This window comes from Streptomyces sp. NPDC051109 (genome assembly GCF_044455885.1).
Lineage (GTDB): Bacteria > Actinomycetota > Actinomycetes > Streptomycetales > Streptomycetaceae > Streptomyces.
In genome coordinates this window covers 286,414-299,833 of record NZ_JBITFF010000003.1, presented here as the reverse complement: position 1 = coordinate 299,833, position 13,420 = coordinate 286,414, and the positions used below count along the sequence as shown (strand labels likewise).

Here is a 13,420-nt window from a genome sequence, read left to right as displayed (position 1 = left end):
TGCCTCCTAGTGTCCTAGCGTCCTAGAGGGGGATGTTGCCGTGCTTCTTCGGGGGCAGGGACTCCCGCTTGGTGCGCAGCTGCCGCAGCCCCTTGACCACGTGGGCCCGGGTCTCCGACGGCATGGTCACCGCGTCGACGTAACCGCGCTCGGCGGCCGTGTACGGGTTCAGCAGCGTGTCCTCGTACTCGGCGATGAGCCGGGCCCGCGTCTCCTCGGCGGTGCCCGCCTCCTCCGCCTCGGCGATGGCGCGGCGGTGCAGGATGTTGACCGCGCCCTGCGCGCCCATGACGGCGATCTGCGCGGTCGGCCAGGCCAGGTTCAGGTCGGCGCCGAGGTGCTTGGAGCCCATGACGTCGTACGCGCCGCCGAAGGCCTTGCGGGTGATGACGGTGATCAGGGGGACGGTGGCCTCGGCGTAGGCGTAGATCAGCTTCGCGCCGCGCCGGATGATTCCGTTGTACTCCTGGTCCGTGCCCGGCAGGAAGCCCGGAACGTCCACGAACGTCAGTACCGGGATGTTGAAGGCGTCGCAGGTCCGCACGAAGCGGGCGGCCTTCTCGGAGGCGTTGATGTCCAGGCAGCCGGCGAACTGCATCGGCTGGTTGGCGACGATGCCCACCGGGTGCCCCTCGACCCGGCCGAAGCCGGTGAGGATGTTCGGCGCGAACAGCGACTGCGTCTCCAGGAACTCCGCGTCGTCGAGCACGTGCTCGATCACGGTGTGCATGTCGTACGGCTGGTTGGCGCTGTCCGGGATCAGTACGTCGAGCTCGCGGTCGGTGTCGGTGACCTCGGTGTCCGCCTCCTCCGGGAAGGCGGGCGGCTCGGAGAGGTTGTTCGACGGCAGGTACGCCAGCAGGGACTTGACGTACTCGATGGCGTCCTTCTCGTCCCCGGCCATGTGGTGGGCCACGCCCGAGGTGGAGTTGTGGGTGCGCGCGCCGCCGAGCTCCTCGAAGCCCACGTCCTCGCCGGTGACCGTCTTGATGACGTCCGGGCCGGTGATGAACATGTGCGAGGTCTGGTCGACCATCACGGTGAAGTCGGTGATGGCGGGGGAGTACACGGCGCCGCCGGCGCAGGGCCCGACGATCAGGCTGATCTGCGGGATCACCCCGGAGGCGTGCACGTTGCGGCGGAAGATCTCGCCGTACATGCCGAGGGCGCTGACGCCCTCCTGGATGCGGGCGCCGCCGGAGTCGTTGATGCCGACGAGCGGGCATCCGGTCTTCAGCGCGAAGTCCATGACCTTCATGATCTTCTGGCCGTAGACCTCGCCGAGGGCCCCGCCGAAGACCGTGAAGTCCTGGGAGAACACGGCCACCGGGCGGCCGTCCACCGTGCCGTAGCCGGTGACGACGCCGTCGCCGTAGGGGCGGGTCTTCTCCAGCCCGAAGGCGGTCGACCGGTGCCGGGCGAACTCGTCCAGCTCGACGAAGGACCCCTCGTCCAGCAGCAGGGCGACCCGCTCACGCGCCGTCAGCTTCCCCTTGGCGTGCTGCTTCTCCACCGCGCGCGCGGACCCGGCGTGAGTGGCTTCGTCGATGCGGCGCTGCAGGTCCGCGATCTTGCCCGCGGTCGTGTGCATGTCGATCGGCTCTGAGGGTTGTGACATCGGGGTCGCGGCTCCCTGTGTGGTGTCAACTGCCTGGTCAATTGATTGACTACTGCTGGCTACTGGTGCGTAGCGTATCGGCGGGCATGGCGCTCGGCAGTGCGGCGTTTGACACACCTACTGTGGGTTGCATGACGCCATCAGATGCATCAGGTGCGGCTTCCACCGGCCGCTGGTCGAGCCTTGAGCGGCCGCCTTTGAGCGCCGTCGCGCTGGAGCGGGCCCTCGTCGCCGACGGGGGGCTGTGGAGCTCGGTCGAGGTGGTCGCCGCCACCGGGTCCACCAACACCGATCTCGCCGCCCGGGCCGCGCAGCTGCCCGAGGGGTCCGTGCTCGTCGCCGAGGAGCAGACCGCCGGGCGCGGACGGCTCGACCGCAGCTGGGTCGCGCCGCCGCGGTCCGGACTGTTCTTCTCCGTCCTGCTCAAGCCGGGCGAGTCCGTACCGCAGGAGCGGTGGGGGTGGCTGACCCTGCTGGCCGGGGTGGCCGCCGCGACCGGGCTGTCCCGCGCCGCCGGCGTGGACGCGGCCCTCAAATGGCCCAACGACCTGCTCGTCACCGTGAAGGGCGAGGAGCGCAAGACCGGCGGCATCCTCGCCGAGCGGGTGGGCGAGGGGGTCGTGATCGGGATCGGGCTCAACGTCACCCTGACCGAGGAGGAGCTGCCGGTGCCGGAAGCCGGGTCGCTGATCCTGGCCAAGGCCGCCGTGACCGACCGGGAGCCCCTGCTCAAGGCCGTACTGCGCTCCCTGGAGCAGTGGTACGGGGACTGGCGCGCGGCGGGCGGGGATCCGGCCGCCAGCGGGCTCCAGGAGGCCTACGCGGCGGACTGCGTGACCCTCGGCCGGCACGTACGGGCGGACCTGCCCGGCGGGCGCACGCTCACCGGGACGGCGGAAGCGGTCGACGCGGACGGGCGGCTCGTGATCCGTACGGCCGAGGACGAGCACGAGGCCGTGGGGGCAGGGGACGTCGTCCACCTGCGGTCGGTGCGGTAGCCGGCCGGCGCCGCGGGCGCGGCTGCGAGGAGTGGGGAGTGAGCTACGGCACACCTGCCGTATGGTTTAGGCGATCCCGGTCCTCCCGGTGATCACCCGGTTCGGCAGGGCAGTGCGCACGGCAATGGACAGGAGGCGGCCCTTGACCGTCGACGACTCTACGTCCGGCGCGTCCGCCTCACGGACGGGTGGTCCGGGGCCGGCCGGCCCGGGGTCCACCGGTCCGGGCACCCCGATCGGGCGAGACCGGCACACTCCCCACCACGAGGTCGACCACACCGCACAGCCGACGGCGGACCCGCTCGCCATCCGGCTGGAGCAGCTGATCCTGGGCGCGGAGCGCCGGTACACCCCGTTCCAGGCGGCCCGCAGCGCCGGCGTCTCGATGGAGCTCGCCTCCCGCTTCTGGCGGGCCATGGGCTTCGCGGACATCGGCCAGGCCAAGGCGCTCACGGAGGCCGACGTACTGGCGCTGCGCCGGCTCGCGGGGCTGGTCGAGGCCGGGCTGCTGAGCGAGCCGATGGCCGTGCAGGTGGCGCGGTCCACGGGGCAGACCACCGCCCGACTGGCCGAATGGCAGATCGACTCCTTCCTGGAGGGCCTGACGGAGCCGCCGGAGCCGGGGATGACCCGTACGGAGGTCACGTACCCCCTGGTCGAGCTGCTGCTGCCGGAGCTGGAGGAGTTCCTCGTCTACGTGTGGCGCCGCCAGCTGGCGGCGGCCACCGGGCGGGTGGTGCAGGTCGCCGACGACGAGGAGATGGTCGACCGGCGGCTCGCGGTGGGCTTCGCGGACCTGGTCGGCTTCACGCGGCTGACGCGGCGGCTGGAGGAGGAGGAGCTCGGCGAGCTCGTCGAGTCCTTCGAGACGACCTCGGCGGACCTGGTGGCCGCGCACGGCGGCCGGCTGATCAAGACGCTGGGCGACGAGGTGCTGTACTGCGCCGACGACGCGGCGACGGCCGCCGAGATCGCGCTGCGGCTGATCGAGACGATGGAAGCGGACGCCCAGATGCCGGAGCTGCGCGTCGGCATGGCGTTCGGGACGGTGACGACCCGGATGGGAGACGTCTTCGGGACCACCGTGAACCTGGCCTCGCGGCTGACGTCGATAGCGCCGAAGGACGCGGTGCTGGTCGACGGGGCGATGGCGGAGGAGCTGGGTCGGACGGGCGCGGCGCCGGTCTCCGAGAAGGAGGCCGAGGCGGAGGAGGGCGGCGGTGCGTACCGCTTCGCGCTCCAGCCGATGTGGCAGCGGCCGGTGCGCGGTCTGGGGGTCGTGGAGCCCTGGTCGCTGACGCGGCGGAAGCCTAAGATCCCCGGGTAACGTTCGTTAACCGGGAGGGTCGCGGTGGTCGCTGTGTCTGAGTTCGTGGCTGTGCGCCGTCATGAGGACGGGGTCGCGGAGCTGGTCCTGGACCGGCCGAAGGCGATGAACGCGGTGTCGACGGAGATGGCCCGGGCCGTCGGCGACGCGTGCGCGGAGCTCGCGGCGGACGCGTCGGTACGGGTGGTCGTGCTGTCGTCGGCGGTGGAGCGGGCGTTCTGCGTCGGGGCCGACCTCAAGGAGCGCAACTCGCTCTCCGACGCGGAGCTGGTGCGGCAGCGGCCGACCACGAGGGGCGCGTACGGGGGCGTGCTGGAGCTGCCGATGCCGACGGTCGCGGCGGTGCACGGGTTCGCGCTGGGCGGCGGCTTCGAGCTGGCGCTGGCGTGCGACGTGATCGTGGCGGACGAGACGGCGGTGGTCGGGCTGCCGGAGGTCTCCGTGGGCGTGATCCCGGGCGGCGGCGGTACGCAGCTGCTGCCGCGGCGCGTGGGTGCGGCGCGGGCGGCCGAGCTGATCTTCACGGCGCGACGGGTCGAGGCGGCGGAGGCGCTGTCGCTGGGCCTGGTCGACTCGGTGGTCCCGGCGGGCACGGACCGGGCCGAGGCGCTCGCCCTGGCGGCCCGTATGGCGGCGAACTCCCCGGTGGGCCTGCGGGCGGCGAAGCGCGCCCTGCGCCTGGGCCACGGGATGGACCTGACGGCGGGCCTGGAGATCGAGGACGCGGCCTGGCGGACGGTGGCCTTCTCGGGGGACCGTGCGGAGGGCGTGGCGGCGTTCAACGAAAAGCGTCGCCCCGTCTGGCCGGGCCGCTGAGCCGTGTCGTCGAAGCCCGGTCTGCCGACCCTCCCCGGTCGCGGCCCGGAGCCGGGCCCCGACCGCAGGTCGAAGATCGCGGCGATTGTCGGCAAATCTGACAAAACTCCCTAACCTGGGGTGATGGGAGTCGACGGGCGGCTGCGAGCCGTCGTGGGGCTGGCGCAGGCCATGGCCGCCGCATGCGCACCGCGGGACAGCGTACGGGCCGCGGCCCGCGGGGCCCGGCTCGCGATGGACGGCTCCTTCGCCGCGATCTCCGCCTGGGAGCGCGAGCGCGGGCGGCTCCGCGTGCTCGTGAACGAGGGCGGGCTGCGGGGCGGGGAAGAGGAGTTTCCCGAGGACGAGTCCTATCCCGTCCACGACTTTCCCGAGATCACCGAGTTCCTGCACGAGCGGTGGGTCGGGGGCGGCGGGCCGCACGCCTGGGTGGAAGGGGCCGCCGGCGGCCGCCCCGGGCGCCGCGGCGAGGCCCTGCGCCGCCGCGGGCGCGGGACCTGCGTGGTCGCGCCCATCGTGCTCAGCGGCCGCGCCTGGGGCGAGCTGTACGTCGCCCGCGACGCCGGCCTGCCCGCCTTCGACGCGGACGACGCCGAGTTCGCGACCGTCCTGGCCGCCGTGGTCGCCGCCGGCCTCGCACAGAACGAGCGGCTGGAAGAGGCCCGCCGCCTCGCCTTCACCGATCCCCTGACCGGCCTCGCCAACCGGCGCGCCGTCGACATGCGGCTCGACGAGGCCCTGGAGGAGCACCGGCGCAGCGCCGCCGTGGTCAGCCTCGTCGTATGCGATCTGAACGGGCTCAAGAAGGTCAACGACACCCTCGGGCACGCCGCGGGCGACCGGCTGCTGGAGCGGTTCGGGTCGGTGCTCAGCCTCTGCGGGGCCATACTGCCCGGCGCGCTCGTCGCCCGGCTCGGCGGCGACGAGTTCTGCCTGGTCAGCGTCGGGCCCCCGGCCGACGAGGTGGTGCGGGTCACCGAGGAGCTGTGCCTGCGCGCCGCCGAGCTGGAGCTCGGGGACGGCGTGGCCTGCGGGGTGGCGTCCACCGGGGACCCGATCGGGCCCGTGAAGTCCTCCCGGAGGCTGTTCCGGCTGGCCGACGCCGCGCAGTACAAGGCCAAGGCCGCCCGCTCCCCGAAGCCCGTGGTCGCCGGCCGCGACACCGCCGTCGTCCGGCTGGCCGACGCGGCCCAGCAGGAGGCGGCGGGCGAACGGCGCCGCTTCCGCGGTCGCGCGTAGGCCCGGCGGGGCCGGGCGCGGGCCGGATGCGGTCCGGGTGCGGGCCGGGCGGGGGCACCGGGTGAGCCGGGGGCGGGGCGTAAGGGTCCCTCCCGAAAGTCGCTAGTGACATGAAGCGATTCAGTCCGTAGGGTGCTGAATATGGATATGCACACTGTCGTGGTGGGGACCTCCGGGACCACCGCCGAGGACGTCATCGCCGTCGCCCGCGGCAACGCGCGGATCGAGCTGTCCGGCGAGGCGCTCGCCGCCCTCGCCCGCGCCCGCGAGATCGTCGACGCCCTCGCCGCCAAGCCCGAACCCGTCTACGGGGTGTCCACCGGCTTCGGCGCCCTCGCCTCCCGGCACATCAGCCCCGAGCTGCGCGCCCAGCTCCAGCGCAACATCGTCCGCTCGCACGCCGCCGGCATGGGCCCGCGCGTCGAGCGGGAGGTCGTGCGCGCCCTGATGTTCCTGCGCCTGAAGACCGTCGCCTCCGGCCACACCGGCGTCCGGCCGTCCGTCGCCCAGACGATGGCCGACGTACTCAACGCCGGCATCACGCCCGTCGTCCACGAGTACGGCTCGCTCGGCTGCTCCGGCGACCTCGCGCCGCTCTCGCACTGCGCGCTCACCCTGATGGGCGAAGGCGACGCAGAGGGTCCGGACGGGGTCGTGCGCCCCGCCGGCGAGCTGCTCGCCGAGGCCGGGATCCAGCCCGTGGAGCTCAAGGAGAAGGAGGGCCTCGCCCTCCTCAACGGCACCGACGGCATGCTCGGCATGCTGGTCATGGCCCTCGCCGACCTCGACAAGCTCTACAAGTCCGCCGACATCACCGCCGCGCTGACCCTCGAAGCGCTGCTCGGCACCGAGAAGGTGCTTGCGCCCGAGCTGCACGCCATCCGCCCGCACCCGGGCCAGGGCGCCTCCGCCGCGAACATGGCCGCCGTCCTGAAGGGCTCCGGGCTGACCGAGCACTTCCAGGAGGAGTCCGCCCCGCGCGTGCAGGACGCCTACTCGGTGCGCTGCGCCCCGCAGGTCGCCGGCGCCGGCCGCGACACCATGGCGCACGCCGCCCTCGTCGCCTCGCGCGAGCTGGCCTCCGCCGTCGACAACCCGGTGGTGCTGCCCGACGGGCGCGTCGAGTCCAACGGCAACTTCCACGGCGCGCCGGTGGCGTACGTCCTGGACTTCCTGGCGATCGCGGCGGCCGACCTCGGCTCCATCGCGGAGCGCCGCACCGACCGGCTGCTCGACAAGAACCGCTCGCACGGGCTGCCGCCCTTCCTGGCGGACGACGCCGGCGTCGACTCCGGTCTGATGATCGCCCAGTACACGCAGGCCGCCCTGGTCAGCGAGATGAAGCGGCTGGCCGTGCCGGCCTCCGCCGACTCGATCCCGTCCTCCGCCATGCAGGAGGACCACGTCTCGATGGGCTGGTCGGCCGCCCGCAAGCTCCGTACCGCCGTCGACAACCTGACCCGGATCATCGCGATCGAGATGTACGCGGCCACCCGTGCCATCGAGCTGCGGCACGGGCTCACCCCGGCCCCGGCGAGCCGGGCGGCCATCGCGGCGGCCCGGGCGGCCGGCGTGGAGGGTCCCGGGCCGGATCGTTTCCTCGCTCCCGACCTGGCCGCGGCCGACGCGTTCGTCCGCAGCGGCGGCCTCGTCGCGGCGGTGGAGCCGGTGACGGGCCCGCTGGCCTAGCCGGATACCGGCCCGGTCGCACACGCGCCGCGAAGGGCCGCTCCCGGAAGTCCCGGGGGCGGCCCTTCGGCGTGTCTCGGTGTGTCTTTCGGCTTGTCTTCGTACGGGCGCTACGCGTGCGAGCGGCGTACGGAGTAGGCGACGAACCCGGCCCCGAGGCCCAGGCAGAGCGTGCCGCCCAGCAGGTACGGGGTGGTGTCGATGCCGCCGGTGTCGGCGAGTCCCAGCGGAACCTGGCCGGCGCTGCGGGCGCTGTCGCCGGAAGCGTCCGGGGAATTCGGCGCCAGCGTGGTCACCGACCCGGTACCCGCCGTGTTCGCGGACTCCGGCGCGCCGGAACCGGAACCAGAACCGGAACCGGAGGACATGGAGGATTCGGACCCCGTGGACCCCGGTGCGGTGGCGTTCGCCGAGGGCACGAACCAGAGGGCGGCGAGGAGGCTGGTCGCCCCGAGAGCGGTGAGCAGCGGTCGACGTGCGGACACGGTGCGATCCCCCTTGCGGACGCAGCGAATTGGCCGTGTGCGGTGATGCTACGGACAAGGGCGGGTCGTGGGAAAGTCGGGGCTGTCGCGGGCTTACGCTCCGTCGTATGAACCCTTCTGACACATCACGATACGTCCGGCTTCGAGTGGATTTGGTGCTGGAAGTGCCCGACGCCGATGCGCTCACCGGCGCCGCGCTCGCGCACATCGAAGCCGACGAGTTCATGCCGGACGAGGAGCGCGGCCACGCCGAATCGGCGGTACGGGAAGACGAATCGGAAGCCCTCGCGTACCTCGTCGACCCCACTGACCTGGTCGCGGACATCCCCGGGGTGGAGCTGGCGCAGGCCTCCTGGAGCAGCGAGCCCGTCGAATACGACCCCGAGTCCATGGAGTGGGACCTGGGCGAGGAAGATGGGGAGTACGACGAAGAGACGACCGACAACGCCTGACCGTGTGGTTGCCCACATTCAAACGGGATGTGGAACCGATCCGGCCCTTCAACGCGTTGACTGGTGCGGGGCAGGGGGCGTGTCTCCCTGCCTTGATCGGGGCACCTCCGGCGGTCGCCGGAGGAAGCTCGGGGGTTCTGGCAACGATGGAGTGGCGTGTGAGGACGGACAAGAAGCGGCGGAGGAGGTCCCTGGTGGCCATATCCGCCGTACTCGGTGGCGTGCTGGTGCTCTCGGCCTGCGGTGGTGGCGACGAAGGCAAGGCCAAGGGCGGCGACGGCAGCAGCAAGTCCCAGTCGGACGTGGACGCGGCCGCGGCCAAGGACGCCTCCAAGGCCAAGATGACGATCACGCCGAAGGACGGCGCGACCAACGTCGGCCTGAACGACGCGACCAGCGTCGCCGTCGCCGACGGCACCCTCACGGCGGTCGAGCTGAAGACCTCCGAGGGCGCGGCCGTGGCCGGCAAGATATCCGCCGACGGCAAGAGCTGGAAGCCGGACTCCGCGCTGAAGCGCTCCACGAAGTACGTCCTGGCCGCGACCGCCAAGGACGAGGCCGGCAAGGAGGCGCACGAGAACGCGTCCTTCACCACCGTCTCCCCGGAGAACAGCTTCGTCGGCTCGTTCATACCGGACGACGGCCAGACGGTCGGCGTGGGCATGCCGGTCTCGATCACGTTCAACAAGCCGATCAAGGACCAGAAGGCGGTCCAGGCGGCGATCAACGTCACCTCCAGCAGCGGCCAGGAGGTCGTCGGGCACTGGTTCAGCGCGCAGCGCCTGGACTTCCGCCCCGAGCAGTACTGGCAGGCCGGCTCCACCGTCACGCTGAAGCTGGCGCTGGACGGGGTGCAGGGCGCCCCCGGCGTCCAGGGCGTGCAGAACCGGACCGCCACCTTCAAGATCGGCCGCAGCCAGGTCTCGACGGTCGACGCGAAGACGAAGAAGATGACCGTCACCCGGGACGGGGCCGTCCTCAAGACCATCCCGATCTCGGCGGGCTCCCCGGAGAACCCGACGTACAACGGCCAGATGGTGATCTCCGAGAAGTTCAAGGAGACCCGGATGGACGGCTCCACCGTCGGCTTCAAGAACAGCGAGGGCAAGGGCGAGTACGACATCAAGGACGTCCCGCACGCGATGCGGCTGTCCCAGTCGGGCACGTTCATCCACGGCAACTACTGGGGATCGGACTCGATCTTCGGCAGCGTGAACACGAGCCACGGCTGTGTCGGTCTGAACGACGCCCAGGGTGCCAACGACCCGAACCAGCCCGCCGCCTGGTTCTACGACAACTCGCTCATCGGTGACGTGGTCACGGTGGTCAACTCGCCGGACAAGACCATCAAGCCGGACAACGGCCTCAACGGCTGGAACATGAGCTGGGCGGACTGGAAGGCCGGCACGGCCTCCTGACCTCAGGTTCAGACCGAACCCCGCGGATGGCGGGGAGCCCCCGGAAACGGCGGGCTCCCCGCCATCCGCCGTTGCTCAGGCCGTGGGCCCGCCGGGGGACGAGGCAGTCGGGGAGGAGGCGGAAGGGCCGGGGCCGCCGGACGGGGCGGAAGGGGCCGACGGAGCGGCAGGCGCCGACCAGGAGGCCAGCATCCGCAGCGCGTCCTGCGAGGGGGAACCCGGCGCCGCGTGGTAGGTGACCAGGACCTGCGCCGAGTCGCCCGGCAGGGCGAGCGTCTCGAAGGACAGGGACAGTTCGCCGACCAAGGGGTGCCGCAGCTTCTTCACCCCGTGCGTCTTGTTGTCCGCCAGCGTGTGCGCCGCCCACAGCCTGCGGAATTCCTCGTTCTTCACCGACAGCTCACCGACCAGGGCCGACAGCTGTTCGTCGTCCGGGTGCTCGCCCGCGTACATGCGCAGACTGCTCACGACCCGGCAGGCCAGGCAGTCCCACTCCTCGTAGAGCTCGGCCGCCGCCGGGTCCAGGAACACCAGCCGCACCAGGTTCCGCTCCTGGGGCGGCAGCTCGCCGAAGTCCCCGAACACCGCCGCGGCCAGCCGGTTCCACCCGATGACGTCCTGCCGCCGCCCCAGGAGGTACGCCGGGACCCCGTCCATCGCGTCCATCAGCGTCCGCAGCTCGGGACGCACGTGCTCCGCCCGGTACTGCTTCGCGCGCTGCCTGCGGGGCCGTGGGCGGGCCAGGTGGGTGAGGTGGGCCGTCTCCGTGCCGTCCAGGCGCAGCGCCCGGGCGATCGCGTCGAGCACCTCCGTGGACACGTTCTGCCCGTGGCCCTGTTCCAGCCGCGTGTAGTACGCCACCGAGACGCCCGCCAGCTGCGCCAGCTCCTCGCGGCGCAGCCCGGGTACGCGCCGGTGGCGCCCGTGGTCCGGCAGGCCGACGTCCGAGGGGCGCAGCCGCGCACGGCGGGAGCGCAGGAACTCACCCAGTTCGGCACGCTGATCAAGCTGGTCCATGACGCCAGTATCGCCGCACGGCCGGCGCGCCGGGACCGTGTTCCTGACCCCGCCAGGGGTAGGACCGCCGGTCCTAGGCCGAACAGGGGCGTGGCTGCCGGCGGGCCGACGGGGCATCGTTCGGTGCACGCAGACCGTCAGCAGCAGTGTTCGAGGAGTTCTCACCATGTCCGTCACCCAGGTCGCCGCCTACGCCGCCCCCGCCGCGAAGGCCCCGCTGGAGCGCACCACCGTGCCGCGCCGACCCGTCGGCGAGCACGACGTCCTCATCGAGGTCAAGTACTCGGGCATCTGCCACTCCGACATCCACCAGGTCCGCGACGGCTGGGGCGAGGGCATCTACCCGATGGTCCCGGGCCACGAGATCGCCGGCGTCGTCGCCGAAGTCGGACCGGGCGTCACGAAGTTCGCGGTCGGCGACCACGTCGGCGTCGGGTGCTTCGTGGACTCCTGCCGGGAGTGCGAGTACTGCCTGCGCGGGCAGGAGCAGCACTGCGTCGAGGGCATGACCGGGACGTACAACGCCCGCGACAGGCAGGGCGAGCCCACGTACGGCGGCTACTCCACGCACCTCGTCGTCGACGAGAACTACACCGTCCGCATCCCCGACGGCCTGTCCCTCGACGTCGCGGCCCCGCTGCTGTGCGCCGGGATCACCCTGTACTCCCCGCTGAAGCACTGGCAGGCGGGGCCCGGCAAGAAGGTCGCGATCGTCGGCCTCGGCGGGCTCGGCCACATGGGCGTGAAGATCGCGGCGGCCCTGGGCGCGGAGGTCACCGTCCTCTCGCAGTCGCTGCGGAAGCAGGAGGACGGCCTGCGGCTGGGTGCCTCGCACTACTACGCCACGAGCGACGAGACCACCTTCGAGAAGCTGGCCGGCAGCTTCGACCTGGTCATCTCGACGGTCTCGGCCCCGCTCGGCCTCGACGCGTACCTCGGCCTGCTGAAGGTCGACGGCGCGCTGGTGAACGTCGGCGCCCCGGAGGAGCCGGTCGAGCTGAACCTGTTCTCCGTCATCCAGGGCCGCAAGACCCTGGCCGGCTCGATGATCGGCGGCATCGCCGAGACCCAGGAGATGCTGGACTTCTGCGCCGAGCACGACCTGGGCTCGGAGATCGAACTGATCCCTGCGGCGGAGATCAACGCCGCCTACGACCGAGTCCTGGCCAGCGACGTCCGCTACCGCTTCGTGATCGACGCCTCGACGATCTGAGGACACTCCCGTTCCGGCGTGGAACGCCGGAACGGGTGGGGCCGCGCCGAGCCGCTCGGGGAGGGCCGGGTCAGCCGTCGGCCCTGGCCACGCCGATGGGGCAGCTGACGCCCGTGCCGCCGATTCCGCAGTACCCGTCCGGGTTCTTGTCGAGGTACTGCTGGTGGTAGGGCTCGGCCGGCCAGAAGGGGCGCTCCGCCGCCGGGAGGACCGCCGTCGTGATCTCGCCGTACCCCGACGACGCCAGGACCTGCTGGTACGCGGTGCGGGAGGCCTCCGCCTCCGCCTGCTGGGCCGCGGAGTGGGTGTAGATCGCCGAGCGGTACTGGGTGCCGACGTCGTTGCCCTGGCGGAAGCCCTGCGTGGGGTCGTGCGACTCCCAGAAGAGCTTCAGCAGGGTGGCGTACGAAACCTGCGCCGGGTCGAAGACCACCCGCACGACCTCGGTGTGGCCCGTCCCGCCCGAGCACACCTCGTCGTACGTCGGGTTCTCGGTGAACCCGCCCTGGTAGCCGGCCAGCGTGGTCCACACCCCCGGGGTCTGCCAGAACTTGCGCTCCGCGCCCCAGAAACAGCCCAGGCCGAAGTCGGCCACCTCAAGACCGGCCGGGTACGGGCCGGCGAGCGGGTTGCCGAGGACGGTGTGCCGGTCCGGGAGCGAGAACTGCGGGGTCGCGCGGCCCTGGAGGGCCTCCTCGCGGGTGGGGAGCTCGGGCGTGCGGCGGTACGAGAACATGATTCCCTCCTAGTGGTGCTCCGTTCAACGGCCGGGGGCGGACCGGGATTCCCCCCCGGCCCGCCCCCGGCCGCCGCGTCACACTTCCGTCATTTCCGCGTGGCCGCCCGGCGCACGCTGAAGTCCCTCGCCTGCAGGTACCGGCCCTTGGCGTCCGCCGAGTACTTCCACGGCGTCGCCCCGACGTACCCGTCGACGGCGCGGAACTGCTCGACGGCCTCCGCCCACCGGTCCTGCCAGTACAGGTTCCACGCCAGCATGTGCCGCACCCGGGCCACCCGCCGGTCGGCCGGGTCCGCCGCCGCCACGTCCGCGAGCGCCACGTCCGTGGCGGCCACGATCTCCGGCCGCTTGTAGTAGACGCTCGGGTCGAGCTCCGACTCCGCCATCTCGCACTCCAGGTACGCGTACA

At 72.1% G+C, this 13,420-nt stretch carries 13 protein-coding genes; 8 read left to right on the top strand and 5 right to left on the bottom strand.

Annotated features, from left to right (window positions below):
- Positions 1 to 22 precede the first annotated feature (22 nt).
- Positions 23 to 1,618: an acyl-CoA carboxylase subunit beta gene (locus ACIBAD_RS07160; RefSeq protein WP_134071772.1), complete on the bottom strand. Its 1,596-nt coding sequence runs from the start codon at positions 1,616 to 1,618 to the stop codon at positions 23 to 25.
- A gap of 131 nt (positions 1,619 to 1,749) precedes the next feature.
- Between ACIBAD_RS07160 and ACIBAD_RS07155 the strand changes: the two genes are divergently transcribed.
- The 5 genes from ACIBAD_RS07155 (at position 1,750) to hutH (ending at position 7,687) form a co-directional block, all read left to right on the top strand.
- Complete coding sequence (locus ACIBAD_RS07155) at positions 1,750 to 2,616, top strand: biotin--[acetyl-CoA-carboxylase] ligase (protein ID WP_134071770.1); 867 nt, start codon at positions 1,750 to 1,752, stop codon at positions 2,614 to 2,616.
- A gap of 142 nt (positions 2,617 to 2,758) precedes the next feature.
- Complete coding sequence (locus tag ACIBAD_RS07150; protein ID WP_398905094.1) at positions 2,759 to 3,943, top strand: adenylate/guanylate cyclase domain-containing protein; 1,185 nt, start codon at positions 2,759 to 2,761, stop codon at positions 3,941 to 3,943.
- A gap of 24 nt (positions 3,944 to 3,967) precedes the next feature.
- Positions 3,968 to 4,759 carry an enoyl-CoA hydratase/isomerase family protein gene (locus tag ACIBAD_RS07145; protein WP_398905092.1) on the top strand — a complete coding sequence of 264 codons (792 nt, stop codon included), beginning with the start codon at positions 3,968 to 3,970 and terminating at the stop codon, positions 4,757 to 4,759.
- Between the two features lie 123 nt (positions 4,760 to 4,882).
- Positions 4,883 to 5,998, top strand: a complete 1,116-nt coding sequence (locus ACIBAD_RS07140; RefSeq protein WP_134071764.1) for a GGDEF domain-containing protein — start codon at positions 4,883 to 4,885, stop codon at positions 5,996 to 5,998.
- A gap of 147 nt (positions 5,999 to 6,145) precedes the next feature.
- Positions 6,146 to 7,687 carry a histidine ammonia-lyase gene (hutH, locus tag ACIBAD_RS07135; protein ID WP_134074420.1) on the top strand — a complete coding sequence of 514 codons (1,542 nt, stop codon included), beginning with the start codon at positions 6,146 to 6,148 and terminating at the stop codon, positions 7,685 to 7,687.
- Between the two features lie 110 nt (positions 7,688 to 7,797).
- Here hutH and ACIBAD_RS07130 read toward each other — a convergent pair whose 3' ends face one another.
- A complete protein-coding gene (locus ACIBAD_RS07130) occupies positions 7,798 to 8,172 on the bottom strand; it encodes a hypothetical protein (RefSeq protein ID WP_134071762.1) in 375 nt (124 codons plus the stop codon).
- A 155-nt stretch (positions 8,173 to 8,327) separates the two neighbouring features.
- Between ACIBAD_RS07130 and ACIBAD_RS07125 the strand changes: the two genes are divergently transcribed.
- Positions 8,328 to 8,624 (top strand): hypothetical protein, encoded by a 297-nt coding sequence (locus tag ACIBAD_RS07125; RefSeq protein WP_234343729.1) that lies wholly within the window; start codon positions 8,328 to 8,330, stop codon positions 8,622 to 8,624.
- A gap of 146 nt (positions 8,625 to 8,770) precedes the next feature.
- On the top strand, positions 8,771 to 10,042 hold the full coding sequence (locus ACIBAD_RS07120; RefSeq protein ID WP_134071760.1) for an Ig-like domain-containing protein: 1,272 nt from the start codon (positions 8,771 to 8,773) through the stop codon (positions 10,040 to 10,042).
- Between the two features lie 75 nt (positions 10,043 to 10,117).
- On the opposite strand, the gene ACIBAD_RS07115 is transcribed toward ACIBAD_RS07120, so the two are convergent.
- Complete coding sequence (locus tag ACIBAD_RS07115) at positions 10,118 to 11,059, bottom strand: helix-turn-helix domain-containing protein (protein WP_134071758.1); 942 nt, start codon at positions 11,057 to 11,059, stop codon at positions 10,118 to 10,120.
- A gap of 166 nt (positions 11,060 to 11,225) precedes the next feature.
- On the opposite strand from ACIBAD_RS07115, the gene ACIBAD_RS07110 reads away from it, so the two are divergent.
- Positions 11,226 to 12,272 carry an NAD(P)-dependent alcohol dehydrogenase gene (locus tag ACIBAD_RS07110; protein ID WP_134071756.1) on the top strand — a complete coding sequence of 349 codons (1,047 nt, stop codon included), beginning with the start codon at positions 11,226 to 11,228 and terminating at the stop codon, positions 12,270 to 12,272.
- A gap of 70 nt (positions 12,273 to 12,342) precedes the next feature.
- On the opposite strand, the gene msrA is transcribed toward ACIBAD_RS07110, so the two are convergent.
- Both msrA and ACIBAD_RS07100 read right to left on the bottom strand, forming a co-directional pair.
- On the bottom strand, positions 12,343 to 13,008 hold the full coding sequence (gene msrA, locus ACIBAD_RS07105) for a peptide-methionine (S)-S-oxide reductase MsrA (RefSeq protein WP_134071754.1): 666 nt from the start codon (positions 13,006 to 13,008) through the stop codon (positions 12,343 to 12,345).
- Between the two features lie 89 nt (positions 13,009 to 13,097).
- Positions 13,098 to 13,397, bottom strand: coding sequence for a hypothetical protein (locus tag ACIBAD_RS07100; protein ID WP_134071752.1), 300 nt, complete (start codon positions 13,395 to 13,397; stop codon positions 13,098 to 13,100).
- Positions 13,398 to 13,420: the final 23 nt, after the last annotated feature.

What these genes read in the sequence shown, in the direction of transcription:
- ACIBAD_RS07160 (WP_134071772.1), bottom strand. Translation starts at nt 1,618, where the DNA reads ATGTCACAACCCTCAGAGCCGATCGACATGCACACGACCGCGGGCAAG.
- ACIBAD_RS07155 (WP_134071770.1), top strand. Translation starts at nt 1,750, where the DNA reads ATGACGCCATCAGATGCATCAGGTGCGGCTTCCACCGGCCGCTGGTCG.
- ACIBAD_RS07140 (WP_134071764.1), top strand. Translation starts at nt 4,883, where the DNA reads ATGGGAGTCGACGGGCGGCTGCGAGCCGTCGTGGGGCTGGCGCAGGCC.
- hutH (WP_134074420.1), top strand. Translation starts at nt 6,146, where the DNA reads ATGCACACTGTCGTGGTGGGGACCTCCGGGACCACCGCCGAGGACGTC.
- ACIBAD_RS07120 (WP_134071760.1), top strand. Translation starts at nt 8,771, where the DNA reads ATGGAGTGGCGTGTGAGGACGGACAAGAAGCGGCGGAGGAGGTCCCTG.
- ACIBAD_RS07115 (WP_134071758.1), bottom strand. Translation starts at nt 11,059, where the DNA reads ATGGACCAGCTTGATCAGCGTGCCGAACTGGGTGAGTTCCTGCGCTCC.
- ACIBAD_RS07110 (WP_134071756.1), top strand. Translation starts at nt 11,226, where the DNA reads ATGTCCGTCACCCAGGTCGCCGCCTACGCCGCCCCCGCCGCGAAGGCC.
- msrA (WP_134071754.1), bottom strand. Translation starts at nt 13,008, where the DNA reads ATGTTCTCGTACCGCCGCACGCCCGAGCTCCCCACCCGCGAGGAGGCC.
- ACIBAD_RS07100 (WP_134071752.1), bottom strand. Translation starts at nt 13,397, where the DNA reads ATGGCGGAGTCGGAGCTCGACCCGAGCGTCTACTACAAGCGGCCGGAG.